Below are 23,769 nucleotides of genomic sequence, written 5' to 3'. Positions count from 1 at the left end.
TGCCGCCGCGGGCCGGATGGAGCAGGCGGGCGTCGACCTCGTCGCGCTGAGTTTCGTGGACAACTCCGGCATTTCGCGGGTCAAGGCGGTGCCGGTGGCGAAGCTGGCGACTGCCGCGGCGTGGGGCGTCGGCGCGTCCAATTCGTTCGACTTCTTCCTCAGCACGGACAGCATCGCGAGCGGCGAGCACTCCCTCGGCCCGGTCGGCGACCTGCGGCTGCATCCCGACCTCGACGCGCTTACCGTCCTCGCCGCACAACCCGGCTGGGCGTGGGCCCCGGCCTGGCGGTACGACCAGGATGGACAGCCGCATGCGCAGGACACCCGGGCGCTCGCGGCGAAGGCCGTGGCTCAGCTCGCCGATCGCGGCCTGACCGCGCGGATGGCGTTCGAACTGGAGTGGATCGTGACCGACGCGGACGGGGTCCCGCTGCCCGGTCCGGCCTACGGCTACTCGCGATTGAGCGCGAACCACGAGTACCTCCGCACCGTGGTGTCCACTTTGGCCAGTCAAGGCGCCGAGGTGGAGCAGATCCACCCGGAGTACGCGGCGGGCCAGTTCGAGCTGTCCATCGCCGCGACGAATCCCGTGCGCGCGGCCGATTTAGCAGTGCTGGCCAAGGAAACCGTGCGGACAGTGACCGCCGCACACGGGTTGCGCGCGTCGTTCACGCCGAAGTTCGAGCCCGGCGGCGTCGGCAACGGTGGACACGTGCACCTGAGCCTGTGGGACGGCGAGCGAAACCTGTGCGCGGGCGGGACCGGAGCTTTCGGGCTGACCTCGACCGCGGAATCCTTCGGTGCGGGCATTTTCCGCCGGTTGCCCGCGCTGCTGGCCGTCGGCGCACCGTCGGTGGTCAGCTATCTGCGGCTGGAACCGCACCATTGGGCAGGCGTGTTTACCGCGTGGGGACTGGAAAACCGCGAAGCCCCGCTGCGGCTGATCCGCGGTGCGGCCGGACAGCGCGACACGGCGGCGAACCTGGAGGTGAAGTGTTTCGACCTCACCGCGAATCCGTATCTGGTGGTGGCGGGCCTGCTTTTCGCGGGGCAGGCAGGCATCGATGCTGAGTCGCGCTTGCCGGAACCGATCAGTGTGGACCCGGGGGCGCTCTCCCCGTCGGATGCCGCAGCGGCTGGGGTCGCGCGGCTGCCGCAATCGCTGTCGGAGGCTATCGCCGCGTTCGAGGCCGACGATGTGCTTCGCGATGCTTTCGGGTCCCAGCTGGCCACAACGTTGGCAGACGTGCGTCGCGCCGAAGTGGCCGAGCTGGGATCGCTGGAACCAGCGGAGTTGTGCCGCGCGATGCGGTTTCTCCACTGAGGCCCCTCAACGAAGCAAAGCCGCCACCCGCGACTGCAACTCCGGCAGCATCGCGTACAGCTTGTCGCCCGGGCAGTCGGTGTTGTAGAAGTCGCGGTGTCCCTTGATTTCCTGCACCGGGATGCCGTACTGGCGGCATACGTACGCCACGAACACGACCAGCGAATCGAACTGCGCTTTCGGCGGGGCGACCTGCATGTAGGTGCCCTCGTTCTCGATGCCGATCGCGTTGTCGTTCTGACCGGGACAATGCGCCGCGCGGACGATCTTCGTGCCGCTGCGCAACGCGTCCAAGCTGCCGTGACGGCCTTCGAGCCGGTAGCCGCCGCGGGAGACCGTGAAGTGCTGGCCGGTGTCGGACCAGCCGTTGTTGTCGATGTGGTCGGCCTGATCGTCGCGCGCGACCTGGAACGCGTGCTCGAGCGAATAGTCGGTGCTATTGGGGCAGTCGATGTGGTGGATGAGCACGCGATTGGCCGGATGGTCGAGCGTGGTGAGCGGATCCGCGGGCGGGCGCGCACCCCATTCGGCACAGCTGTAAATGCGCGGCGCGGCCGCTGCGTCCGCCAGGCCGGGCAGCACGAGCCCCGCCGCCGCGGCAGCGCTCACGCCGGCCGCCCCGCGCAGGAACGTCCTCCGGGGAACTTGTCCGATGTCGAAAGCCATGCGCCGCACTGTGCGCGGACGGCGTACACGATGCGTACAACTGACCGCTCAGGCGCGCAGATCCAGCTCGACGGGGAACGGTTCGGTCAGGGCGAGCACGCCGCCTTCGCTTTTCGCGTGCGGCAGGTAGTCGCCGTCGGAAAGCGCGTACACGGTGGCGGCGTCCTGCTCCGGGTCGACGAGCAGGTAGTACGGGATGAGGGCTTCGGCGTAGAGGGCTTTCTTGAAGATCCGGTCCTGCACCCGGGTGGACGGCGATTCGATTTCCGCGACGAGCAGCACTTGCTTCTCGGTCAGGCTGACCCCTTCGAGGCCGGGGGCTGTGCTGACGACAAGATCAGGGATCAGCAGCCGGTCGTTTCGGTTGCCCAGCACCAGATTGGCTCCGGGGAGCACCTCGTAGCGGGGCGCGGCGCCGGGGCTCAGCTGTCCCCACAACCGGCCGACGAGCCGCTGGTGCTCGAGCCTGGCCAGGGGGCTCACGTGCAGTATCCCGTCGACAAGCTCGACGACGTTGCGCGCCCGTTCCTCGTCAGGCAGCTCGAGAACGCTCTCCACCGTCCAGCCGCCAGGCGGGGCGGTGACGCGGAACTCAAGGCCCGTCGGTGTTGCCAACACAGGTCACCTCCGCCTGCGCTCGGTCTTTCGTGCCGGGTCCAGTCTGCCATGATCTCCGCTCTCCCTCTCGGTTCATCTGCATACCGAGAGAGTACGAACGACCACCGACCGACCACCGACAGTTTCCGGCCCCCGACCGGAGATCAGGCCGGAGCGACCGCCTCGCGCACGCCCTTCGCCAGCTCCGAAGCCAGCTTCGCCACGCCGTCCGGACCGTCCGCCGCGGCCGTGACCAGCGCGGAGCCGACGATCACCGCGTCCGCGAACCCGGCCACCTGCGCGGCCTGTTCCCGCGAACGGACCCCGAGGCCCACGCCGATCGGCAGCTCCGTGTGCGCCCGGGTCCGCCGCACCAGGTCCTCCGCGTGCACGCCCACCGCGTCGCGCGCACCGGTCACGCCCATCACCGCGGTCGCGTACACGAAGCCCGACGAGGCCGCGGTGGTCTTCGCGAGCCGCTCTTCCGACGACGACGGCGCGACCAGGAAGATCCGGTCCAGACCGTGCGTCCGGGAAGCGGCGATCCACTCGTCCGCCTCGTCCGGGATCAGGTCCGGCGTGATCAGGCCCAGACCACCGGCCGAAGCCAGGTCGCGGGCGAACGCCTCGACGCCGTAGCGGTGCACCGGGTTCCAGTACGTCATCACGACCGCGCGACCGCCGCGCGCGGACACCGATTCCACGACCTCGAACAGCTGCTTGAGCCGGAATCCGCTGGCCAGCGCCGCCTCGGCGGCCGCCTGGATGGTGGGGCCGTCCATGACCGGGTCGGAGTACGGGACGCCGACCTCGACCAGGTCCGCTCCGCCGTCGATCGTCGCGGCCAGCAGGTCTTTCGAGCCGTCCACGGAGGGGAATCCGGCGGGCAGGTAGCCGACCAGCGCGGCCCGGTGTTCCGCCCGCGTCGCCGCGAACAGCTCGTCGAGGCCGCTCACTTGCCCTCCCCGTCCACGAGCCCGAACCACCGGGCCGCGGTGTCCATGTCCTTGTCGCCCCGGCCGGAAAGGTTGACCACGATCAGCCCCTCCGGGCCCAGCTCGCGGCCCAGGTCCAGGGCGCCGGCGAGCGCGTGCGCCGATTCGATCGCCGGGATGATGCCCTCGGTGCGCGACAGCAGCCGGAAGGCGTCCATCGCGGCGGCGTCGGTGACCGGGCGGTATTCGGCGCGGCCGGAGTCCTTGAGCCACGCGTGTTCCGGGCCGACGCCCGGGTAGTCCAGGCCCGCCGAGATCGAATGCGATTCGACCGTCTGGCCGTCCTCGTCCTGCAGCAGGTACGACATCGCGCCGTGCAGGTTGCCCGGGCTGCCCTTGGTGAGCGTCGCGCCGTGCCGGTTGCCCTCGATGCCCTCGCCGCCCGGCTCCAGGCCGACCAGCCGCACCGACGGGTCGTCGTAGAACCCGGAGAAGATCCCGATGGCGTTGGACCCGCCGCCGACGCACGCGGCGACGACGTCCGGCAGCCGTCCGGCCTTCTCGAGGATCTGCGCCCGCGCCTCCTCGCCGATGACGTGGTGGAAATTGCGCACCATCATCGGGAACGGGGACGGGCCGGCGGCGGTGCCGAAGAGGTAGTGCGTGGTGTCGGCGTTGGTGACCCAGTCGCGCAGCGCCTCGTTGATCGCGTCCTTGAGCGTGCGCGACCCGGTTTTCACCGGCACGACCTCGGCGCCGAGCAGCTTCATCCGCGCGACGTTCAGCGACTGGCGCTCGGTGTCGACCTCGCCCATGTACACGACGCAGTCGAGGCCGAGCAGCGCGCACGCGGTGGCCGTGGCGACGCCGTGCTGGCCCGCGCCGGTCTCCGCGATGACGCGCTTCTTGCCCATCCGCACGGTGAGCAACGCCTGGCCCAGCACGTTGTTGATCTTGTGCGAACCGGTGTGGTTGAGGTCCTCGCGCTTGAGGAACACCCGCGCGCCGCCGGCGTGCTCGCCGAACCGCTTGGCCTCGGTCAGCAGCGACGGACGGCCCGCGTACTCGGTGAGCAGCCGGTTCAGCTCATTGGTGAACGCCGGGTCGTGGCGGACCTTCTCGTACTCCGCCGCGACCTCGTCGACCACGCCGATCAGCGCTTCCGGCATGAACCGGCCGCCGTAGGGGCCGTAGTACCCGCGTTCGTCCGGGTCGTGCTTGCCGCGCTCGGTCACCGCGACGGCCTCGGGCAGGCGGGGTGCGAACCGGCGGTGACGAGCTTGACGACCGCGCCCTTCGGGTCGCCGGAGGCCACCAGGCCCTCGCCGACGAGCACCGCGTCCGCGCCGTGCCCGGCGTAGGACATCAGGTCGCCGGGGCCGCGGACGCCGGACTCGGCGACCTTGAACACGTCCATCGGCAGGCCGGGCGCGAGGCGGGAGAACACGTCGCGGTCCACTTCGAGGGTGTGCAGGTTGCGCGCGTTGACGCCGATGACCTTCGCGCCCGCTTCGAGCGCGCGGTCGGCCTCCTCGGCGTTGTGGATCTCCACGAGCGCGGTCATGCCGAGCGATTCGACGCGGTCGAGCAGCGCGGCGAGCGCGTTCTGCTCCAGCGCGGCGACGATCAGCAGCACCATGTCCGCGCCGTGCAGCCGGGCCTCGTGCACCTGGTACGGGCTGACGATGAAGTCCTTGCGCAGCACGGGAATGTCGACCGCGGCGCGCACCGCGTCGAGGTCGGCGAGCGAGCCGCCGAAGCGGCGCTGCTCGGTGAGCACGCTGATCACGCGCGCGCCGGCGTCCTCGTAGTCGCGGGCCAGCGCGGCCGGGTCGGGAATCGCGGCCAGCTCGCCTTTGGACGGGCTGCGCCGCTTCACCTCGGCGATCACGCCGATGCCGGATTCGCGCAGCGCCGCCATCACGTCACGCGGCGGGACGGCCTTGGCCGCCCTGGCCTTGAGTTCGTCGAACGGCAGCGCGGATTCCCGCTGCGCGAGATCCTCGCGCACGCCGGCGACGATGTCTTCGAGCACGCTCATCGGACGCCCCTACCCGCTGCCGCACTCCTGGGTCCACTCGCAAGCTCGCTCACAAAAACCTTCCCCTTCCCGCCGAAACGATGCTAACCCCCGCTCGATGACCGGCCGGTCCCGGGTTGCTCAGCGACGAGGATCCGGCGGATCGGTCGGGTCGTCCCCCTCCGACAACGCCTCCCACAGTTCGGTGTCCGGATCCTTGCGCGCGGCCTTGGCTCCCGGCGCGGCGTAACGGGCCCCGAGCTTGCGCGCGGCTCCCGCCCACTTGATCGCTGCCAACCCGCCGAGTGCGACAAGAATTCCGCCGAGGACCGCGATCAGGTGCCCCAGCACGATTTCCGTACCGGGCAGCCCGGGTGCGAACCCGCCGAACTTGATCCCGTCGACGCCGCTCCAGACGCCCGCCACCCCAGCGAGCATCAGCACGATCCCGAGCACGCGGCGCAGCCAGCCGCCGGTCGCGACAGCCCCGGCGACGCCCGCGAGCGCGAGGATCGCGAGCGGCACGAGCGCGGTGGCGCGCTGTTCGCCGGGTTCGGTGTACAGCACTGTCCCGCGCACGCCCTCGTCGCGGAATTCGGCGAACCACACCATCCGGGACGCTCCCCAGAGGGCCAGCGCGCCCAGCAGGAGGGCGAGAATGATCGTCCACAGTGGACGCTTCGCCCGGCCCGCAGCCGGCGCTGCCGCACCGTGCGCCTCAGCAGCCTCTTCCGCCTCGGCGCCGCCGCGCCGTGGTTCCGCTTCCCCGGACCGCTCAGACACCGGCCGAGTCCTCAGCCGGGTCCAGCTCGCCCGCCGGGATCATCGTGCCCGCCGCGGCGATCGCGGACAGCACGGTGCGGGCCTTGTTGAGCGATTCTGTGTCCTCGTAATCCGGCACCGAGTCCGCGACCACGCCGCCGCCTGCCTGCACGTACGCCGTGCCGTCGCGCATCAGCGCGGTGCGGATGGCGATCGCCGTGTCCGCGTCGCCGGCGAAGTCCAAGTAGCCGACCACCCCGCCGTACAGCGCGCGGCGCACCGGCTCCAGTTCCTCGATCAGCTGCATCGCCCGGACCTTCGGCGCGCCGGAAAGCGTGCCCGCCGGGAAGCAGGCCGTGACCGCGTCGAAGGCCGTGGCGTCGTCTTTCAGCTCGCCGGTCACCGTGGACACGATGTGCATGACGTGGCTGTAGCGCTCGATCTGGAAGAAGTCGACGACGTGCACGGTGCCGGGTTTGCAGACCTTGCCGAGGTCGTTGCGGCCGAGGTCGACGAGCATCAGGTGCTCGGCGCGTTCCTTCTCGTCCGCGAGCAGGTCCTTGGCCAGCTGCGCGTCCTCTTCCGGATCCGCGCCGCGCCAGCGGGTGCCCGCGATCGGATGCGTGGTGGCGCGGCCGTCGCGGACGGTCACCAGCGATTCCGGGCTGGAGCCGACGATGTCGAAACCCTCCAGCCGCAGCAGGTACATGTACGGGCTCGGGTTGGAGGTGCGGAGCACGCGGTACACGTCGAGCGCGTCGGCCCCGGTCTCGATCTCGAACCGTTGCGACGGCACGACCTGGAACGCTTCGCCCGCCTTGATCGCCTCGACCGCCTTGTCGACGGCCGCGTGGAAGTCTTCCTTGCTGCGGTGGCGGCGGAATTCCGGCGCGGGCCGGTCGAACGTCGCGACCGTCGGCGGCGCGGGCACCCGCAGCTGCTCGGTCATCGCTGACAGCCGGGCCAGCGCGTCGTCGTACGCGGCGTCCACGCGTTCGGCCGAGTCGTCCCAGTTGACCGCGTTGGCGATCAGCGTGACGGTGCCCTCGTGGTGGTCGAAGGCGGCGAGATCGGTGGCGAGCAGCATGGTCAGCTCGGGGATGTCGAGATCCCGTTCGGCCAGCTCGGGCAGCTTTTCCAGCCAGCGCACCGCGTCGTAGCCGAGGTAGCCGACCATCCCGCCGGTCAGCGGGGGCAGGCCGGGCAGCGGTTCGGTGTGCAGCGCCTCGACGGTCGCGCGCAGCACCTGCAGCGGGTCGCCCTCGGTGGGCAGGTTGTCCGGCGGGGTGCCGGTCCAGACCGCTTTGCCGTCGCGGACGGTCAGCGCGGCCGGGCTGCGCACGCCGACGAACGACCAGCGCGACCACGATTTCCCGTTCTCGGCCGATTCGAAGAGGAACGTGCCGGGCCGGTCGGCGGCGAGTTTCCGGTAGACCCCCAGCGGGGTCTCGCCGTCGGCGAGCACCCGGCGCACCACGGGGATCACGCGGCGGCTCTCGGCCAGCGCGCGGAACTCGGCTCGGGACGGGCTGACCGGGCCGGGCCCGGCCGTGGACGTGGCTGCTGAGCTGACCATGCGGCTCATTGTGCCGCTACGGCCGGGTCAGCCGGTCAGCGGGCTCTCAATTCAATGCATGTTGAATTCAGCGCGGCGAGGAGTCAAGATGGTCCGGTGAGCACCGAAGACACTACCGCGCGCCGCCGCGGCCGCCGCCCCGCTGGTCAGGACACGCGGGCGGTGCTGCTCGAAGCCGCCCGCACGGTGTTCGCGGAGAACGGCTACGAACGCGCGACGGTCCGCTCCATCGCCGCGCGCGCCGGCGTCGACGCGGCCATGGTCAACCACTGGTTCGGCGGCAAGGAAGGCCTGTTCGCCCAGGCGGTGCTGAAACTGCCGTTCGAACCGGCGGAACTCATCGCGGTCCTGCGCGACGGCCCGGCCGGCGAACTGGGCTCCCGGATCGTGCGCACGTTCCTGACCCGCTGGGACGGCGCCGGCGGCGACACGTTCCAGGCGCTGATCCGCAGCATCGCCAGCCACGACGCGGCGAGCACCGTGCTGCGCGAGTTCTTCTCGGGGTTTTTCACCGGGCTGCTGAGCGAACTCGGCGTCGACCGGCGGGAGTTGCGCGTGGCGTTGTGCGCTTCGCAGATGGTGGGAATGGGGCTGATCCGGTACGTGGCGCGATTCCCGCCGATGGTGAGCGCCGAGGTGGACACGCTGGTGACGGCGGTGGCTCCGACGTTGCAGCGTTATCTCACCGGGGACATCGACTAGCGCGCCAGCAGCAGGAAGACCAGCGCGAGCGCGCCGGGCACGACCTGCACGAACAGGATCCGCTTCGACGCGGTCGCGGCGCCGTAGAGCCCGGCCACGATCACGCACGCCAGGCCGTACAGCTTGAGCAGGAAGCCCGCCGGATCGGCGGCGAGCAGGCCCCAGATCAGCGCGGCGGCGAGAAACCCGTTGTACAGGCCTTGGTTCGCCGCCAGCGTCTTGCTCTCGCGGGCGAATTCCTCGGTGGTGCCGAACGCCGCGCGCGCCCGCGGCGTGGTCCACAGGAACATCTCCAGCACCACGATGTACAAGTGGATCAGGGCGACCAGCCCGACCAGCACGTTCGCGACGACGGTCATCGTGCGCCTTCCTCGGCGAGCAGAAGCCGTTCGTCGGTGTCGAAGCAGGTGCGCGTGCCAGTGTGGCAAGCCGGACCGGTCTGGTCCACTCGGAGCAGCACGGTGTCGCCGTCGCAGTCGATGCGGACCTCGCGGACGTGCTGAACGTGGCCCGAGGTCTCGCCCTTCACCCACAGTTCCTGCCGGCTGCGCGACCAGTACGTGCCGCGCCGCGTGGTGAGCGTGGACTCCAGCGCCTCGTCGTTCATCCAGGCCATCATCAGCACGTCGGACGTCGCGTGGTCCACGACGACCGCGGCGATCAGCCCGTCCGCGTTGCGCTTGAGCCGCGCGGCGATCTCCGGCGGAAGGCTCATCGCACGACCACCCCGCCGGCGCGCAGCGCGCCCTTCACGTCGCCGATCGTCAACTGTCCGAAGTGGAACACGCTCGCCGCGAGCACGGCGTCCGCGCCCGCCTCCACCGCGGGCAGGAAGTGCTCGGTCGCGCCCGCTCCGCCGCTGGCGATCACCGGGACCCGCACCGCCTTGCGGACCAGGCCGATCAGTTCCAGGTCGAAGCCGGTTTTGGTGCCGTCCGCGTCCATCGAGTTGAGCAGCACCTCGCCCACGCCGAGTTCCTCGCCGCGCGCGGCCCATTCCACCGCGTCGATGCCGGTGCCGCGACGGCCGCCGTGCGTGGTGACCTCGAAGCCGGACGCCGTCGGTTCGCCGCCTTCGGGCACTCGCCGCGCGTCGACGGACAGCACGACACACTGCGCCCCGAACCGGCGCGACGCCTCGCGCAGCAGCTCCGGGCGCGCGATCGCGGCCGTGTTGATGCTGACCTTGTCCGCGCCGGTGCGCAGCAGCCGGTTGACGTCGTCGGTGGAGCGCACGCCGCCGCCGACGGTGAGCGGGATGAAGACCTGCTCGGCGGTGCGGCGGACCACGTCGAAGGTGGTTTCCCGGTCGCCGGACGACGCGGTGACGTCGAGGAAGGTCAGCTCGTCGGCGCCCTCGGCGTCGTACCGCCGCGCGAGCTCCACCGGGTCGCCCGCGTCGCGCAGGTCGGCGAAGTTGACGCCCTTCACGACCCGGCCCGCGTCGACGTCGAGACAGGGAATCACCCGAACCGCCACAGCCATGCCGGTCAGCCTAGTCGGCCGCTCACTCAAGGTCGCCTCGACGGCTTCGTCACCAATTTTCGGAACGAAGCATCAAAACCGGGCCCTCGCGCGTCTGATGATCGTGACCACCGGTTTCGACGATTTCGTGGCGGAACGCCTCGACGGGCTGCTGCGCTACGCGACCGTCCTCGCCGACGACCCGCATCTCGCCCAGGACATCGTGCAGGACGTGCTGCTGCGCGCGCAGCAACGCTGGGCGAAGATCGATTCGCCGCCCACCTACGTCCGCCGGATGATCACCAACGAGTACCTCTCGTGGCGCCGCCGCGCCGCGCGCCGCGTGGTGCCGTCGAACCATTCGGTGCTCGATTCGCTCGGGCCGCCGACGGCCGATCCCAGCACCGCCTACGACGAACGCGACGAAATGCTCGCCCTGCTGGCCACGCTGCCGCGGAAACAGCGCGCCGCGGTCGTGCTCCGCTACTACGAGAACTACACCGACGCCGAAATCGCCGATTTCCTCCGCTGCGGCGTTTCGACCGTGCGCAGCCAGATCTCGCGCGCGCTGGCGACACTGCGCGCCGGCCTGCCCTCGTTGCCGACCGCCCTCACCACCGGAGCAGGAGAATGACCCCGTCGAACGAGACCGAGACGCTGCTGCGCGACAGCCTCGAACGGCTCGCGGACCAGGCACCGGACGGCAACGAGGTCCTCAACGCGCTCGCTCGGGCCCGGCACCGCAAACGCCGTCCGCGCCTCGCGCTCGTCGCCGCGGCTGCCGCGGTGATCGCGGTCGCCGCCGGAGTGCCGCTGGTGGTTACCGCGGTCACCGACACGCCCGCGCAGCTCACGCCCGCTGCCGGACGGCCGGTTCTGGCGTACACGCCAGGCTGGCTGCCGGACGGTTTCACCGAGCAGTACCGCTCGGGCGGGCCCGGGGTCACCGCGCAGGTGCGGCAATGGCAGAACGGCGCGAACCGGGTGGAACTCGCGGCGCATTCGACGGCCGATCCGGAGTGGGCGCAGACCGCGTTGCGCATCTCGGCGTTGCGGGACCAGGTCGTAGTGCACGGGCGGGTCGCCATGGTGACCGGCCCGACCGGCGTGGACACGATCGCGACGCTGACCTGGATGCCGGACGACCACCACGTGCTGACCGCCAAGGTGGAGGGCGTCCCGGACGCGCGTGCGGTCGCCGAGCACATCGCCGATTCGGTTGCCGTGGAACCCGTTCTCGTCCGCGGCGAGGCCCGGTTCGGCCCGCTGCCCGCCGGTCTTCGCGAGGACGCCACGACCGTTCGCGGCAGCAGTTCCGACAACGCGACGACGGTGCTCGACGCGAGCGGCCCGGCCGGGAAGGTGCGCGTGACGGTCGGCGGCGGTTCCCCGGCTCTCGGCGGGTCCGGGCCGGTGCGGGTGCGCGGTCTGCCCGGGTCTTACGTGCCCGCCTCCGGCCCTGCCGACGCGCTGGTCACCGTGCGGTTGCCGGCCGGGCGCTGGCTGACCGCGTCCGGCCGGTTGCCGCGCGAGCAGCTCGTCGCGGTGGCGGACGGGATCGTGCTCGATTCGGCACCGGATTACGGCTGGCTGGGCACGAGCTGACCGCTACCGTGAAGCCATGTCCGAACTGGGGGAGTCTCGGAGCACGCTCGCGCGAGTGGCGTACGCCGTCGGGATGGGCGCCGCGGTCATCGCCGTTCTCGTGGCCTGGTGCGTTGGCGCCAACTACCTCGCGCAGCTCACCGCGGGCGAGGAGCTGACCTGCCGGATGCGCGAGCTGGTGCCCTGGTCGGGCCTAGGCGTGGCGCTGTGGCAGGCCAGTTCTCTCGTGCTGTTCCTGCTCGCCGGAGCCGGGATCTCGGCCCTTCTCGGGCGGATCGGGGCGCGGAAGGCGGCGCTCGGCGTGTGCGCGGTCTTGGTCGTCCTGTTCACCTGGGGCTACGTGGCGGCGACCCACGCGGTGATGCAGAAGGTGGCTGACCACGGCACCTCGGTCAGCGTGCCGACGACGCCGGGCGGGCAGCCCGCCGACCGCTGCCAAGGACTGTGACGCCGTCTACCGTAGGGCTATGTCCGAACTGGAGCGTCTCGGCGCCGAGAAGTACGTCGTGCTGACCACTTTCCGCCGCGACGGCCGCGCGGTCCAGACCCCGGTGTGGATTTCCCGCGACGGCGACCAGCTGGTGCTGTTCTCGGAACGCAACGCGGGCAAGGTCAAGCGGATCCGCAACAACGGCGAGGTCCGGCTGCAGGCGTGCGACGTGCGCGGCCGCCGGGTGCACGGCGCCGAGGTGCGCGGGACCGCCCGGCTGCTCGACGCCGCCGACACCGAACGCGTGCGTGGGGTGATCGCGCGGGATTACGGCATTGTCGGGCGAGTGACGATGTTCTTCAGCCGCCTCCGCGGCGGTCCGGAGCGGACGATCGGGATCGCGATCAAGATCGCGGAGTGAGCTGCCGCGCCTCCGCGCGCAGCCGGGCGCCCATCGCGGCCGAATCGTGGTCCGGTCCGCAACCGTCGGCCAGGATGACGTCTCCGACCAGGTGGTCGGTGCGCAGGGGGAGGATCTTGCGGTACTCGGCTGATTCGTACCACGCCTCGGCAGTGGCGAAGTCCGGGAATTCGAGCACCACGGTCGCGCCCGGCCAGGTGCCTTCGAGTACGCGAGTCTGTCCACCGTGGACCAAAAACCGGCCCTGGAAGGGGTCGAGCGTCGCCTGGATCAGCTCCAGGTACTGGTAGACCTCGTCGTGCACGGTCCCGGGCTGGCGAAGGTGGGCGATGGCGTAAGCGGGCATGTCCGGCTCCTCGGGTCGATTTCGTTGCCTGCCCGGCAATCCTCTCCCCTTGGGTGCATGGCGTCGATTACCTGGCGGGTAATCGTTCAGCCCCCATAGCGGGCCGTCAGCTCCCGTCCGATGCGGGCGAGTTCGGCGCGGACCGGCTCCTCCACCACCCGCGCCCGCTGTTCGCGGAGACCGAAGTTCTCCGGCCGCCGCGAAGCCAGCTGCGGACCGCCGGACGCCGCCTCTGCCGGGCAGCCCGCGCTGATCATGCCGAGGATTCCGTTGCCCGGCAACGGTTCCCGCCGTCAGCGAACTGCGGCGAGAGCCTCCGGCAGGGTGAAAGCACCGGCGTACAGCGCCTTTCCGACGATCGAGCCCTCGACGCCGTCGGACGCCAGCCCGGCCAGCGCGCGCAGATCATCCACACTGGACACTCCGCCGGAGGCGATCACCGGAGCGTCGGTGCGGGCGGTGACCTCGCGCAGCAGTTCCAGGTTCGGGCCGCGCAGGGTGCCGTCCTTGCTCACGTCGGTGACGACGTACCGGCTGGCCCCGTCGCGGTCGAGCCGCTCCAGGACCTCCCACAGGTCGCCGCCGTCGGACGTCCAGCCGCGGGCGGACAGCCGGTGCCCGGCCTCGGTGATCCGCACGTCGAGCCCGATCGCGACGCGGTCGCCGTATTCGGAGACGACCTTCGCCGTCCAGTCCGGGTCCTCGAGCGCCGCGGTGCCGAGGTTGACCCGGCGGGCGCCGGTGGCGAGCGCCGCCGCGAGCGAGGCGTCGTCGCGGATGCCGCCGGACAGCTCCACCTGCACGTCGAGCCGCTTGACGACGTCGGCGAGCAGCTCGCGGTTGCTGCCCTTGCCGAACGCCGCGTCGAGGTCCACGAGATGGATCCACTCGGCGCCGTCGCGCTGCCACTGCAGGGCCGCTTCGAGCGGGCTGCCGTAGGAGGTCTCGGTGCCCGCCTCGCCCTGGACGAGTCGGACCGCCTGGCCGTCGGCAACATCAACTGCGGGAAGGAGCGTGAAAGTCACGCGCACAGAGTAAAGGCGCGCTCCGGCGGCACCGCCCGGGGGATGCTTGACCCCTCCGGTCCGCACGAGCGGGGGCTACCCCAGCGTGCCCAGCCAGTTGCGCAGCAGCCGCGCGCCCGCGTCGCCGGACTTCTCCGGGTGGAACTGGGTCGCCCACAGCGGGCCGTTCTCGACCGCGGCGACGAAGTCCTCGCCGTGGTTCGCCCAGGTCACCTTGGGCTGCTGGCCGGACAGGCCGGAGTCCAGCTCCCACTTCCGCGCCGCGTAGGAGTGCACGAAATAGAACCGTTCCTCCGGGTCGATCCCGGCGAACAGCTGCGAATCGGCGGGCGCGCGGACGGTGTTCCAGCCCATGTGCGGGAGCACGTCGGCGTGCAGCCGCTCGACCGTGCCCGGCCATTCGCCGGTGCCCTCGGTCTCCTCGCCGTGCTCGACGCCGCGCGAGAACAGGATCTGCATGCCGACGCAGATGCCCAGCACCGGACGTCCGCCGGCCAGCCGTTTGCCGATGATCCGGTGCCCGTGCACGCCAAGCAGCCCGCTCATGCAGGCCGAGAACGCGCCGACGCCGGGCACCACGAGACCGTCGGCCTCGACCGCGGCGTGCGGGTCGGAGGTGACCTCCACCTCGGCGCCCGCGCGCTCGACGGCGCGTTCGGCGGAGCGGAGGTTTCCGGAGCCGTAATCGAGGATCACCACACGAGACACAACCCGAGCCTAGCCTCCCGGAGAATTTCGTTCCGACCCTGTTTCATTCCCCGCCCGAACGGGTAACCACTAGCCGATGTGTGGCGCCGCCGGCGCCCCCGGACCCGGAAAGAGGGCGAAATGTCCGAGTCCGATCTGCTCTCCCGGATGTTCCAAGCGTGGCGGGAAGACATCGACAGCGTGCCGTTCCCGCAGTTCAGGGAGCTCACCATCCCGCCGCAGAAGACCCGCGCGGAGATCGACCGCCAGCGCCGGCCAGCCGCGCGCACGGCGGACCCCGTGCGACGCGCCGACCGCGGCTGGTGACCCCGGGCGGTGGCCCCCTGCCGGAATTCCGCCCTATCCGGTGAAAAATTCCTTGAGGGACAACGCGATCGAACCCGCGTCGAGCCCGTGCACGAGATCGTGATCGGCGAGCGTGCCGTAGATCCGCACCTCGGTGTCCCGGCGGGTGCCGAGGTTCAGCAGCCGGTGCGGCCGGTCCGCGAGCGCGTCGGCGACGCAATGCGCGGACGTCCCCTTGAGATACGGCTCCACCAGCGCCACGTCCGCCACGTCGGTGATCGCCGCGCGCAGGCCTTCGGCGTCGAACGGGCGCACGGTCGAGGTGTAGAGCACCGTCACGTCCATGCCCTCGGTCGCCTCCAGCACCCGGTCCAGCATCGGCCCGACCGCGATCACCACGCCGCGCGTGCCCTGGCGGATCGTCTGCAGCCCGACGCCGAGGTGCGGCTCCGCATTCTCCTGCGCGGACAGCCGCAGGTAGGTCCGGCTGTCCCCGGGCACCGAATCGAGCAGCAGCCGCCGCGCCTCTTCGGGATGGCCGGGAACGTGCACGTACCAGCCGGGCAAGGTATCGATCAGCGCGACATCCCCGGGGGCCTGATGCGTGCGGCCTTCCATCGGCATGTCGTAGGAAGCGCCGTAGGACACCAGCACCGCGCCGAGGTCCTGGTGGCTGAGGTCCAATTTGATTTGCTCAAAAGCGCGTTCTACGAGGAACGCGTTGAAGGTGTGCACGATCGGCCGCAGTCCGGCGAGGGCGAGCCCGGCGCCGGCGCTTACGAGCAACTGCTCGCGGATCCCGACGTTGAGCACCCGGTCCGGATGCTTTCGCGCGGCCTCGGCGAGCGACGCGGCCGAGATGTCGGCGAGGACGATCGCCACGTCCTGGTCGGTGTTGACGATTTCCTCGGCGGTGGCCAGGAAGGTTTCCCGCATGTTCGGCATCAGTGCGCGCCTTTCGGTTCCACGACGGCGACGACCGCGAGCGGCCGTCCGGGATGAGGGGTGGTGAACGCGTCGTACAGGGCTTCGTGATCGCGGCCGGAGACGGTGCGCACGGCCCAGCCCTCCGTTTCGAAACGGCGCGCGATGCCGCCCGGCCAGCCGTGCGTCGAGGACTGGTTGTCGACGACCACCGTGGTCAGCTTGTCGAGCCCGAGCCGCGCGGCGACGACGATCGCCTCGTGGTTGGAGCCCTCGTCGAGTTCGGCATCGCCGACCAGCGTGACGATCCGCGAGCTGAACCGGCGGGCGCGCAAGCCGAGCGCGGCGCCGACCGCGATCGGCAGGCCGTGCCCGAGCGAACCGCTGGAGATTTCGACGCCGGGCACGCGGACGCGGTCGGGATGGTGGCCGAGCCGCGAACGCGCCGAACTCCAGTCGGCGAGTTCGTCCTCGTCCAGCCAGCCCTTCGCGACGAGCACCGCGTAGTACGCCATCGGCCCGTGCCCCTTGGACAGCAGGAACCGGTCGCGCCCGGGGTCGCTGGCGGCGTCCGGGCCCAGGTCCAGCACGCGGTCGAACAGCACCCACAGGACGTCCACTGTGGACTCCGCGGCCGCGTGGTGCTTGTCGTCGCCGGTCATCAGCGAGATCAGCCGGGGCAGGTCCGCGTAGCCCGGCTCGTGCGTTGTCGTGGTCATGGCCTCGACCATGCAACCTCGACCAAACTGAAGGTCAAGCGCTAACCTGGACCAATGACGAGGTTGGCGGACAAGCTGAGCATCGGCCAGGTCGCGGAACGCAGCGGAGTTCCCCACACGGCACTGCGGTTCTACGAGGAGCGCGGCCTGATCACGTCCGAACGCTCGGCGGGCAACCAGCGCCGCTACGCGCGTTCGGTGCTGCGGCGGATCGCGTTCATCCGCGCCGCGCAACGGGTCGGGCTGTCGCTGGAAGACATCAGCGCGGCACTGGAGACGCTCCCCGCCGACCACGCGCCGACGAAGGCGGACTGGGCCCGGCTGTCGCGCGAATGGCAGACCGAACTCGACGCCCGGATCGACGCGCTGCAGCGGCTGCGGGACCGGCTGACCGGATGCGTCGGCTGCGGATGCCTGTCGCTGCGCAGCTGCGGCCTGTACAACGCCGACGACGAACTCGCCCGGTTCGGGCCCGGGGCCAGCAAGCTCCGTCCCGTGCTGGAGGGCGGGATCTGAATTCCGTTGCGCGCCAGCGCCTCGGTGTGGGTTACTACGGGCGGAAATGAATGAGAAACATCGAATCCGAGTATCCAAACGGCTGTCCCGGCATCTGCGCCACGACCCCGGCGGGCTCGGCCTGACCCTCTCCCCCGGCGGCTGGGTCCCCGTCGACGAACTTGTGGCGGCACTGGCCCGGAACCGGTTCCCGGTGAGCCGGGCGGAACTGGACGAGGTCGTCGCGAACTGCGCCAAACAGCGATTCGCCTTTGACGAGACAGGGACGTTGATCCGCGCCAACCAGGGCCACAGCGTCCGCGTGGACCTGGAACTGCCGGACACGCCGCCGCCGGAAATCCTCTTCCACGGCACGGCGACGCGGTTCCTGCCGTCGATCTGGGCCGAAGGGCTGCGGCCGATGAAGCGGCACGCGGTGCATTTGTCGGCGACCCAGGAAACGGCGTGGAAGGTCGGGTCGCGGCACGGGAAACCGGTGGTGCTGACGGTCGCGGCGGGGGAAATGGCCGCGCGCGGGCACGTTTTTCAGGTGAGCGACAACGGGGTGTGGCTTACCGCGGCGGTGCCCACGGAGTTTCTGTCGGCGGCCGAATAGCGCAGCCGTAGCCAGCTCACCCCGGCCGAGAGGTCTGTGAGGGAATCCTGAGGGAATCTGATTCCCTCAGGATTCCCTCACAGACATCAGCGAGAACCCAGGGAGCGTTCCGTCACCTCAGCCGTTTTCGCCGACGCGGCACAGGATTTCCCCGTGCGGGATCGAGAACCAGCCGTCCGGATCCGCGGCCCACGCGCGCCACGCGTTGGAAATCTCGCGAAGATCTTCGGCAGTCGCGTATCCGCCCGCCACCGCCTGCTCAGCGATCTTGGAATCCAGGATCCGCTCCGCCCACATGCCGCCCCACCACGCGCGTTCCTCAGGCGTGGAATGACACCAGATGGAGGCGCTCGGCGTGACGTCGCGGGCGCCCGCGGCGTGCGCCCAAGCCAGCAATCGCCGTCCGGCGTCCGGCTCGGCGCCGTTGCCGTGCGCGACCGCGCGGTAGACCTCCAGCCATCGGTCCAGCCGTGAGTCCGCGGGCCACCAGAACGCCGCGGCGTAATCGGTGTCGCGGGCGGCGACGACCCCGCCGGGCTTAGCCAGCGCCAGCATGTGCCGCAGCGCTTCGACCGGCTCGGTCAGGTGCAGCAGCACTTGGTGCGCATGCACGACGTCGAATCGGCCGAGCGGGGCCGCCTCCGTGATGTCGGCGCGCTCGAACCGGACGTTGCTCACGCCCTCGCGCTCGGCGTGCGCACGCGCCTGCTCCAGAACCGCGTCCGACACGTCGATGCCAACGACCTCGCCCGGGGCCACCCGGCGGGCGATGTCGACCGTGATGGTCCCGGGGCCACAGCCGACGTCCAGCACGCTGCGCCCGGGAAGGAGTTCCGGGGCGAGATAGGCCGCCGAGTTGTCGACGATGCGCCAGCGTTGAGACCGCACAACGCTTTCCGCGTGTCCCTGTCCGTACGCGCTTTCCGGAGACATGCTTCGAGGCTAGGACGGCATTCCCAAATACTGCAACAAAGTTCTCAACAGTTGAGAAGTCAGCAGATCCGGCGACGCGGCCTGCCGAGCAGCCGCCTGCCCACGTCGACCAGTTCCCGGCGCAGCGTTTCGTCGTCCACCTCGGCCAGATCGGGCGCTCCGCCCGCCATCGCGATGCCGGTGAACGCCACGATAGCCGCGACGCGGGCCGTCACGTCCGGCTCCGGGCTACCGGCCACGATCGAGATCAGCGCCTGCTTGAATCCTTCGACGCCGTGCCTCGACTTCGCGAGCGCCGCGTCGATGCCCGGATCGCTGGAGAACAACGCGACCAGCACCCGGTGCCGCACCACGAGATCGACGAAACCGTCCAGCAGATGGTCCACGCGCGCGCCGTGCCGCCGGTGCTTCGCCGCCTCGACGACCAGCTCGTCCAGCTCCCGGATGCCCGGTTCCGCGACCGCCTCGGTGATCTCCGCCTTCGTCTTGAAGTGGTAGTACACCGCGGCCTTGGTGACGCCCAGCTCGTCGGCGATCATCTGCAGCGACGTGCCCTCCACGCCGTGCTCGGAGAACAGCCGCAGGGCAGTGGCGAGCAGCCTGGTCCGCGTGCCCGCGACCGGTTCGGCGGTCGTCATCGCGCCCTCCTCCTCAAGCGGAGTGCGCTGCTCCGCAGCACGTCATGGTACTAGCCGCACGACTAGTCCGACACTTGCCGTGCGGCTAGTCACAACCTAGCCGATCGGCTTGGCAGCTCCTTGCCGAACGGCTAGCTTCGAAAGGGCGATTCCAGTGCGGAGAGCCCGCTTCGGGCGCGAAACGGAGACGACTCGTGGCACCCTTCCTGTACCGGCTCGGCAGGCTGTCGTTCCGCCGCCGGGCCCTCGTAGCGGCGGTCTGGGCGCTTGTCCTCGCGGCGTTGGGCGCGGGCGCGCTCACGCTGTCGGGCAAGCTGTCCGATTCGGTGACCATTCCCGGCACCGAATCCCAGCAGGCGATCGACCGGCTGGCCGAGCACTTCCCGCAGGCCGCGGCGGGCGGCGGCACCGCACGCGTGGCGATCGCCGCGCCGGACGGGCACAAGATCACCGACCCGGCGGGTCAAGCGGCCGTGGAAGGCGTGGTCGGCAAGCTGAAGTCCGCGCCGAAGGTGGCCGCGGTCGTCGACCCGTTCCAGGCGAAATCGATCTCCCCGGACGGCAAGCTCGCGCTCGCGCAGGTGAGCTATCAGGTCAAGGGCTTCGAACTCAGCGACTCCGACCGCCAGGCCTTGCTCGCGACCGGCGACCACGCGAAACAGCTGGGCTATCAGGTCGAGTACGGCGGCGACGCGGTGCAGGGCATCCCGGCGACCGGTGCCACCGAAGGGCTCGGCGTCGCGGTCGCGGCGGTCGTGCTCATCATTACTTTCGGCTCGCTGCTGGCCGCCGGGATTCCGTTGCTGACCGCGCTGGTCGGGGTCGGCGTCGGAATGGCGGGCATCATGCTCGCGTCCGGTTACCTGGAGCTGAACTCCAACACTCCGGTGCTGGCGTTGATGATCGGGCTCGCAGTCGGGATCGACTACGCGCTCTTCATCGTCTCCCGTTACCGCCACGAACTCACCGAGGGCCGCGAACCCGAAGAAGCCGCCGGTCGAGCGGTGGGCACCGCTGGCTCCGCCGTGGTGTTCGCCGGGCTCACCGTGATCATCGCGCTCGCCGGGCTCACCGTGGTCGGCATTCCGTTCCTCGGCCAGATGGGCATCGCCGCCGCGGCGACGGTCGTGATCGCCGTGCTGATCGCGCTGACGCTGCTGCCCGCCGTGCTCGGGTTCGCCGGCCCCCGCGTCGGCAGCAGCAAGATCCGCGTGCGCCGCCGCACCGAAGGCCCGACCCACGGCGAACGCTGGGCGCGTTTCGTCGCGCGGCACCGGGTTCCGGTCCTGCTGACCGCGCTGGTCGGACTGGCCGTAGTCGCGATTCCCGCGCTGAGCATGCAGCTCGGCCTGCCCAACGACAGCACCGCCGCGCCGGACACCACCCAGCGCAAGGCCTACGACCTGGTCAGCAAGGGCTTCGGCGAGGGCGCGAACGGACCGCTGCTGGTCGTCGTCGACACCGGCCCGAACCACAACCTGGCCGCGGCGAAACAGGCCGCCGCCGACATCGGCAAGCTGCCGGACGTCGCCGCGGTGACGCCGCCGCGAGCCAACCCGGCCGGAGACACCGCGCTGCTGACGGTGATCCCGAAGAGCGGCCCGAGCAGCACGCAGACCGAGGACCTCGTGTCGGCGATCCGCGCGCAATCCGCGCCGCTGCGGGAAAGCACTGGCGGCAGCCTCGCGGTGACCGGCCAGACCGCGGCCAACATCGACGTGTCGCAGAAGCTTTCCGACGCGATGCTGCCCTACCTCGCGCTGATCGTCGGGCTGGCGTTCCTGTTGCTGATGCTGGTGTTCCGGTCGGTCGTGGTGCCGTTGAAGGCGACGCTCGGGTTCCTCGGCTCGGTGGTCGCGACGTTCGGCGCGGTGGTCGCGGTGTTCCAGTGGGGCTGGCTGACCGATCTGCTCGGCGTCGCCTCGACCGGCCCGATCATGAGCATGCTGCCGATCCTGCTGATCGGCGTCCTGTTCGGACTCGCCATGGACTACCAGGTGTTCCTGGTGACCCGGATGCGCGAGGAACACGTGCACGGGGCCGAACCGCAGGAGGCGATGGTGACCGGGTTCCGGCACGGGGCGCGGGTCGTCGTGGCGGCCGCGCTGATCATGATCTCGGTGTTCGCCGGGTTCGTGCTGGCCGAATCGACGCTGATCCAGTCGATCGGGTTCGCGCTGGCCTTCGGCGTGCTGGTGGACGCGTTCGTCATCCGGATGACCATCGTGCCCGCGGTGATGTCGCTGCTCGGCCGCGGCGCCTGGTGGCTGCCGAAGTGGCTCGACCGGATCCTGCCGAACGTGGACGTCGAAGGCGAAGGCCTGGTCCGCGAACTCGGCGCCCCCGGTGACGACGAACGCGAACTGACGCGAGTCTGATTTTTGTCGGTGCCGGTTCGTATGGTCTTTTCATGATCGAGGACACCGTGCGGACCTGGGTAGCGGGATGGGCGTTGTCGCGGCGGACGCCGCCGCCGGTCGAGAAGCCCTGGGGGCTTTTCGTCGAGGTGCCGGACAATCCCGCGGAGGTGGGCAGGCACGTCCTGCCGGAGACTGAGGAATCGCTGGTCCGCGCCGCTGCCGGCGCGGTCAGCGAACCTCGGACGTGGATGAAGATGCCCGCCGAACCGGAAACGATCGAACCGTGGCTGCCGGACGGCTGGGTAATGGCCTGGGAGCACACTGGGCACCTGATGGTGACGGACCTGCTGGCCACGAACCCGGTGGTGCCAGAGGGCTACCGCGTGACGACGGAGAAGAACGGAGCCGTCACATACGTCCGGGTGCTGGACGCGACGGGCGAGCAGGCCGCGAAGGGGCAGATGGCAGCAGTCGGCGAAGCGGTGATCGTGGACCGGGTGATGACCGAGGAGTCGCACCGACGGCGCGGACTGGGCGGTTTGGTGATGCGCACGCTCGCCGACCACGCGGTGGCGGATGGCGCAGTGCTGGGCGTTCTCGGGGCTACGGACGCCGGGCGAGCGTTGTACGAGTCGTTGGGGTGGAAGAAGCACGCGACGTTGGCGCAGGGTATTTATCGGCCGTCGGTGGTGTAGTTCCCCGGGGCTGCGGCGGTAGTGGGGGTGGGTTTGGCGCGGGGACTGGCAGTCGGGTGGCTCGCGTTCGTGGTGAGGGCTCGCGTAGGTGAGAGCCGCGCTTGTTGCGAGGCCTGCGTTGAGTGAGTGCTCGCGTTCGCTGCGGGATCTCGTTCGCCGCATAACCGGCGCACGTTACGGGGCTCGCGTTGGCAAGCACCCGCACTCACCGCAGAAACCCGCACACGCCGCGAAGCGCACGAAAGGCGAGCACCCACCTTCACTGCAGAGACCCCACTCGCCGCAGAACCCCCGCACAACGAGGCTCACGCTGGCAAGCACCCGCCCTCACCGCGGAACCCGCACGCCACGAAACCCACGAAAAGGCGAGCGCCCGCGTTCACTGCGGGATCCCGTTCGCCGCATAACCGGCGCACGTTCCAGGGCCTCACGCTGGCAAGCGCCCGCATTCATTGCCGGAAACCACGGCGATCCCCGCATTCGTCGCGGAGCCGTCCATTGCGGAGCCCGCGTCAGCGACCGTTCGTCGTGGGGAAGTGTGCGCGCAAACGGCCGAAAGGCGCGCTCAGCAGGTCCGGGAAGGTCGCAGCGGTCAGCTGACGAGCCAGGCGATGGCCCCGCCGATGGACAGCACCGCCGCGATGCCCAGCACCACGGCGAAGAACTTCGCGGTCTTCCACAGCGAGTAGACCCCGCCCGCCAGGAAGCCGCCCAGGGCCAGCAGCAGGACCGCGATCAGCTCTTTGCTCACAGGGGTTAGCGTGCCACATGGCTTTCACCGTGACGGTACTGGGCAGCGCGACACCGTACCCGCGCCCGGACGCGCCGTGCTCCGGGTACCTGGTGCGCCACGAGAACACCGCGATCTGGCTCGACGCGGGACCGGGCACCCTCGCGGCCCTGCAGGAACACGCCTCACCGGCGGAGCTGGACGCGATCTGGATCTCGCATCTGCACGCGGACCACGTCGCCGATCTGTTACCGGCGGTGTACGCACTGTTGTTCGCGGATCTGACCCTGCGACGCCCGATCCCGCTCTACGGTCCGCCGGGCACCGCGGCGCGGATTTCCGCGTTCCTGAGCAACACCGGGCGCGCGCCGATCGAGGAAGCGTTCGCCGTTCGGGAGCTGCACGACGGGCATCGCACCCGGGTCGGCGACCTGCGGCTGGAGACAGTGGCCGTGTCGCACGGGTTTCCGGCGTTCGGGGTGCGGATCACTGACGGGGAGCGGACTTTCGCGTACTCCGGCGACACCGGGCCGTGCTCGGCACTCTCCTCACTCGCGAAGGGCACCGACCTGTTCTTGTGCGAGGCGGACAGCATCGAACCCTCCGCGGAACACCTGACTCCGGAGGAAGCGGGCCGCGCGGCGGCGGGAGCAGCGAGGTTGGTGCTCACGCATCTGGGCCACACGGTCACGACCCGCGACGCGGTTCGCCTTGCTGCCGAACACTTTCCCGGGCCGGTGGCTTACGCCGCGCCGCGCACGGTGTTCCGGGTGTGAGTCGCCGCGGTTCGCGT

Annotated in this window: 31 protein-coding genes; 12 read left to right on the top strand and 19 right to left on the bottom strand. The window is 70.4% G+C overall.

The genetic code is table 11. The features are described from left to right. Nucleotides 1-16 precede the first annotated feature (16 nt). Nucleotides 17-1,324: a type I glutamate--ammonia ligase gene (locus ACZ63D_RS36445; RefSeq protein WP_465359013.1), complete on the top strand. Its 1,308-nt coding sequence runs from the start codon at nt 17-19 to the stop codon at nt 1,322-1,324. A gap of 6 nt (nt 1,325-1,330) precedes the next feature. Here the strand turns inward: ACZ63D_RS36445 and ACZ63D_RS36440 are convergent, their stop codons facing one another. The 7 genes from ACZ63D_RS36440 to ACZ63D_RS36410 all read right to left on the bottom strand — a co-directional run bounded on the left by ACZ63D_RS36440 (nt 1,331) and on the right by ACZ63D_RS36410 (nt 7,880). Beyond that, the gene (locus tag ACZ63D_RS36440; protein WP_465358876.1) at nt 1,331-1,990 is read right to left on the bottom strand and encodes a peptidoglycan recognition protein family protein; all 660 of its coding nucleotides are present in this window, start codon (nt 1,988-1,990) and stop codon (nt 1,331-1,333) included. Nucleotides 1,991-2,038: 48 nt separating this feature from the next. Next, on the bottom strand, nt 2,039-2,605 hold the full coding sequence (locus ACZ63D_RS36435) for a Uma2 family endonuclease (RefSeq protein ID WP_465358875.1): 567 nt from the start codon (nt 2,603-2,605) through the stop codon (nt 2,039-2,041). Between the two features lie 146 nt (nt 2,606-2,751). After that, complete coding sequence (gene trpA, locus ACZ63D_RS36430) at nt 2,752-3,543, bottom strand: tryptophan synthase subunit alpha (RefSeq protein WP_465358874.1); 792 nt, start codon at nt 3,541-3,543, stop codon at nt 2,752-2,754. Next, entirely contained in the window at nt 3,540-4,757 is a 1,218-nt protein-coding gene (trpB, locus tag ACZ63D_RS36425; protein ID WP_465358873.1) for a tryptophan synthase subunit beta, read from the bottom strand. The genes trpA and trpB overlap by 4 nt, the downstream gene beginning before the upstream one ends. Then, complete coding sequence (gene trpC, locus ACZ63D_RS36420) at nt 4,754-5,563, bottom strand: indole-3-glycerol phosphate synthase TrpC (protein ID WP_465358872.1); 810 nt, start codon at nt 5,561-5,563, stop codon at nt 4,754-4,756. The genes trpB and trpC overlap by 4 nt, the downstream gene beginning before the upstream one ends. Before the next feature lie 120 nt (nt 5,564-5,683). Beyond that, complete coding sequence (locus tag ACZ63D_RS36415) at nt 5,684-6,202, bottom strand: Trp biosynthesis-associated membrane protein (RefSeq protein ID WP_465359012.1); 519 nt, start codon at nt 6,200-6,202, stop codon at nt 5,684-5,686. 115 nt (nt 6,203-6,317) lie between these two features. Next, nucleotides 6,318-7,880 (bottom strand): anthranilate synthase component I, encoded by a 1,563-nt coding sequence (locus tag ACZ63D_RS36410; RefSeq protein WP_465358871.1) that lies wholly within the window; start codon nt 7,878-7,880, stop codon nt 6,318-6,320. Between the two features lie 96 nt (nt 7,881-7,976). Between ACZ63D_RS36410 and ACZ63D_RS36405 the strand changes: the two genes are divergently transcribed. After that, nucleotides 7,977-8,582: a TetR/AcrR family transcriptional regulator gene (locus ACZ63D_RS36405; protein ID WP_465358870.1), complete on the top strand. Its 606-nt coding sequence runs from the start codon at nt 7,977-7,979 to the stop codon at nt 8,580-8,582. On the opposite strand, the gene ACZ63D_RS36400 is transcribed toward ACZ63D_RS36405, so the two are convergent. The 3 genes from ACZ63D_RS36400 to hisF are packed head-to-tail and all read right to left on the bottom strand — an operon-like array spanning nt 8,579 to nt 10,067. Further along, a complete protein-coding gene (locus tag ACZ63D_RS36400) occupies nt 8,579-8,941 on the bottom strand; it encodes a DUF1304 domain-containing protein (RefSeq protein WP_465358869.1) in 363 nt (120 codons plus the stop codon). The genes ACZ63D_RS36405 and ACZ63D_RS36400 overlap by 4 nt on opposite strands. Next, entirely contained in the window at nt 8,938-9,297 is a 360-nt protein-coding gene (hisI, locus tag ACZ63D_RS36395; RefSeq protein ID WP_465358868.1) for a phosphoribosyl-AMP cyclohydrolase, read from the bottom strand. Before hisI ends, ACZ63D_RS36400 begins: the two co-directional genes overlap by 4 nt. Continuing rightward, a complete protein-coding gene (gene hisF, locus ACZ63D_RS36390; protein WP_465358867.1) occupies nt 9,294-10,067 on the bottom strand; it encodes an imidazole glycerol phosphate synthase subunit HisF in 774 nt (257 codons plus the stop codon). The genes hisI and hisF overlap by 4 nt, the downstream gene beginning before the upstream one ends. Before the next feature lie 97 nt (nt 10,068-10,164). Between hisF and ACZ63D_RS36385 the strand changes: the two genes are divergently transcribed. Genes ACZ63D_RS36385 through ACZ63D_RS36370 form a run of 4 tightly spaced genes read left to right on the top strand, consistent with a single transcriptional unit; the run spans nt 10,165 to nt 12,502 of the window. After that, nucleotides 10,165-10,680, top strand: coding sequence for a SigE family RNA polymerase sigma factor (locus ACZ63D_RS36385; RefSeq protein WP_465358866.1), 516 nt, complete (start codon nt 10,165-10,167; stop codon nt 10,678-10,680). Further along, on the top strand, nt 10,677-11,651 hold the full coding sequence (locus ACZ63D_RS36380; protein ID WP_465358865.1) for a hypothetical protein: 975 nt from the start codon (nt 10,677-10,679) through the stop codon (nt 11,649-11,651). Before ACZ63D_RS36385 ends, ACZ63D_RS36380 begins: the two co-directional genes overlap by 4 nt. A gap of 16 nt (nt 11,652-11,667) precedes the next feature. Further along, nucleotides 11,668-12,099: a hypothetical protein gene (locus tag ACZ63D_RS36375; protein ID WP_465358864.1), complete on the top strand. Its 432-nt coding sequence runs from the start codon at nt 11,668-11,670 to the stop codon at nt 12,097-12,099. A 19-nt stretch (nt 12,100-12,118) separates the two neighbouring features. After that, nucleotides 12,119-12,502: a PPOX class F420-dependent oxidoreductase gene (locus ACZ63D_RS36370; RefSeq protein ID WP_465358863.1), complete on the top strand. Its 384-nt coding sequence runs from the start codon at nt 12,119-12,121 to the stop codon at nt 12,500-12,502. Here ACZ63D_RS36370 and ACZ63D_RS36365 read toward each other — a convergent pair. The 4 genes from ACZ63D_RS36365 to hisH form a co-directional block, all read right to left on the bottom strand. Next, nucleotides 12,486-12,848 (bottom strand): DUF1330 domain-containing protein, encoded by a 363-nt coding sequence (locus ACZ63D_RS36365; RefSeq protein ID WP_465358862.1) that lies wholly within the window; start codon nt 12,846-12,848, stop codon nt 12,486-12,488. The two genes, ACZ63D_RS36370 and ACZ63D_RS36365, sit on opposite strands and share 17 nt — an antisense overlap. A gap of 86 nt (nt 12,849-12,934) precedes the next feature. Beyond that, a complete protein-coding gene (locus ACZ63D_RS36360) occupies nt 12,935-13,105 on the bottom strand; it encodes a hypothetical protein (RefSeq protein WP_465358861.1) in 171 nt (56 codons plus the stop codon). 36 nt (nt 13,106-13,141) lie between these two features. Then, nucleotides 13,142-13,873 carry a bifunctional 1-(5-phosphoribosyl)-5-((5-phosphoribosylamino)methylideneamino)imidazole-4-carboxamide isomerase/phosphoribosylanthranilate isomerase PriA gene (gene priA, locus ACZ63D_RS36355; protein ID WP_465358860.1) on the bottom strand — a complete coding sequence of 244 codons (732 nt, stop codon included), beginning with the start codon at nt 13,871-13,873 and terminating at the stop codon, nt 13,142-13,144. A 75-nt stretch (nt 13,874-13,948) separates the two neighbouring features. Continuing rightward, nucleotides 13,949-14,572: an imidazole glycerol phosphate synthase subunit HisH gene (hisH, locus tag ACZ63D_RS36350; RefSeq protein WP_465359011.1), complete on the bottom strand. Its 624-nt coding sequence runs from the start codon at nt 14,570-14,572 to the stop codon at nt 13,949-13,951. 129 nt (nt 14,573-14,701) lie between these two features. Here hisH and ACZ63D_RS36345 point away from each other — a divergent pair, with 129 nt between their 5' ends. After that, the gene (locus tag ACZ63D_RS36345) at nt 14,702-14,887 is read left to right on the top strand and encodes a hypothetical protein (RefSeq protein WP_465358859.1); all 186 of its coding nucleotides are present in this window, start codon (nt 14,702-14,704) and stop codon (nt 14,885-14,887) included. A 33-nt stretch (nt 14,888-14,920) separates the two neighbouring features. Here the strand turns inward: ACZ63D_RS36345 and ACZ63D_RS36340 are convergent, their stop codons facing one another. Both ACZ63D_RS36340 and ACZ63D_RS36335 read right to left on the bottom strand, forming a co-directional pair. After that, a complete protein-coding gene (locus ACZ63D_RS36340) occupies nt 14,921-15,811 on the bottom strand; it encodes a transketolase family protein (RefSeq protein WP_465358858.1) in 891 nt (296 codons plus the stop codon). Next, nucleotides 15,811-16,509 (bottom strand): thiamine pyrophosphate-dependent enzyme, encoded by a 699-nt coding sequence (locus ACZ63D_RS36335; RefSeq protein WP_465358857.1) that lies wholly within the window; start codon nt 16,507-16,509, stop codon nt 15,811-15,813. Before ACZ63D_RS36335 ends, ACZ63D_RS36340 begins: the two co-directional genes overlap by 1 nt. A 54-nt stretch (nt 16,510-16,563) precedes the next feature. Between ACZ63D_RS36335 and soxR the strand changes: the two genes are divergently transcribed. Both soxR and ACZ63D_RS36325 read left to right on the top strand, forming a co-directional pair. Further along, the gene (gene soxR, locus ACZ63D_RS36330; RefSeq protein ID WP_037713059.1) at nt 16,564-17,025 is read left to right on the top strand and encodes a redox-sensitive transcriptional activator SoxR; all 462 of its coding nucleotides are present in this window, start codon (nt 16,564-16,566) and stop codon (nt 17,023-17,025) included. Nucleotides 17,026-17,071: 46 nt separating this feature from the next. Further along, entirely contained in the window at nt 17,072-17,620 is a 549-nt protein-coding gene (locus ACZ63D_RS36325; RefSeq protein ID WP_465358856.1) for an RNA 2'-phosphotransferase, read from the top strand. A 117-nt stretch (nt 17,621-17,737) separates the two neighbouring features. Here ACZ63D_RS36325 and ACZ63D_RS36320 read toward each other — a convergent pair whose 3' ends face one another. Both ACZ63D_RS36320 and ACZ63D_RS36315 read right to left on the bottom strand, forming a co-directional pair. Beyond that, nucleotides 17,738-18,553, bottom strand: coding sequence for a class I SAM-dependent methyltransferase (locus ACZ63D_RS36320; protein ID WP_465358855.1), 816 nt, complete (start codon nt 18,551-18,553; stop codon nt 17,738-17,740). A 59-nt stretch (nt 18,554-18,612) separates the two neighbouring features. Further along, nucleotides 18,613-19,191, bottom strand: a complete 579-nt coding sequence (locus ACZ63D_RS36315; protein WP_465358854.1) for a TetR/AcrR family transcriptional regulator — start codon at nt 19,189-19,191, stop codon at nt 18,613-18,615. A 194-nt stretch (nt 19,192-19,385) separates the two neighbouring features. On the opposite strand from ACZ63D_RS36315, the gene ACZ63D_RS36310 reads away from it, so the two are divergent. After that, complete coding sequence (locus ACZ63D_RS36310; protein ID WP_465358853.1) at nt 19,386-21,569, top strand: MMPL family transporter; 2,184 nt, start codon at nt 19,386-19,388, stop codon at nt 21,567-21,569. A 32-nt stretch (nt 21,570-21,601) separates the two neighbouring features. Continuing rightward, nucleotides 21,602-22,246 carry a GNAT family N-acetyltransferase gene (locus ACZ63D_RS36305; protein ID WP_465358852.1) on the top strand — a complete coding sequence of 215 codons (645 nt, stop codon included), beginning with the start codon at nt 21,602-21,604 and terminating at the stop codon, nt 22,244-22,246. A 592-nt stretch (nt 22,247-22,838) separates the two neighbouring features. On the opposite strand, the gene ACZ63D_RS36300 is transcribed toward ACZ63D_RS36305, so the two are convergent. Beyond that, nucleotides 22,839-22,997, bottom strand: a complete 159-nt coding sequence (locus tag ACZ63D_RS36300; protein WP_465358851.1) for a hypothetical protein — start codon at nt 22,995-22,997, stop codon at nt 22,839-22,841. A 17-nt stretch (nt 22,998-23,014) separates the two neighbouring features. Between ACZ63D_RS36300 and ACZ63D_RS36295 the strand changes: the two genes are divergently transcribed. Further along, complete coding sequence (locus ACZ63D_RS36295) at nt 23,015-23,752, top strand: MBL fold metallo-hydrolase (RefSeq protein ID WP_465358850.1); 738 nt, start codon at nt 23,015-23,017, stop codon at nt 23,750-23,752. Nucleotides 23,753-23,769: the final 17 nt, after the last annotated feature.

The sequence above is a fragment of the Amycolatopsis sp. NPDC104775 genome, assembly GCF_055583325.1.
Note: the sequence above shows the minus strand (reverse complement) of the source record. Positions and strands in the feature narration are given on the sequence as shown.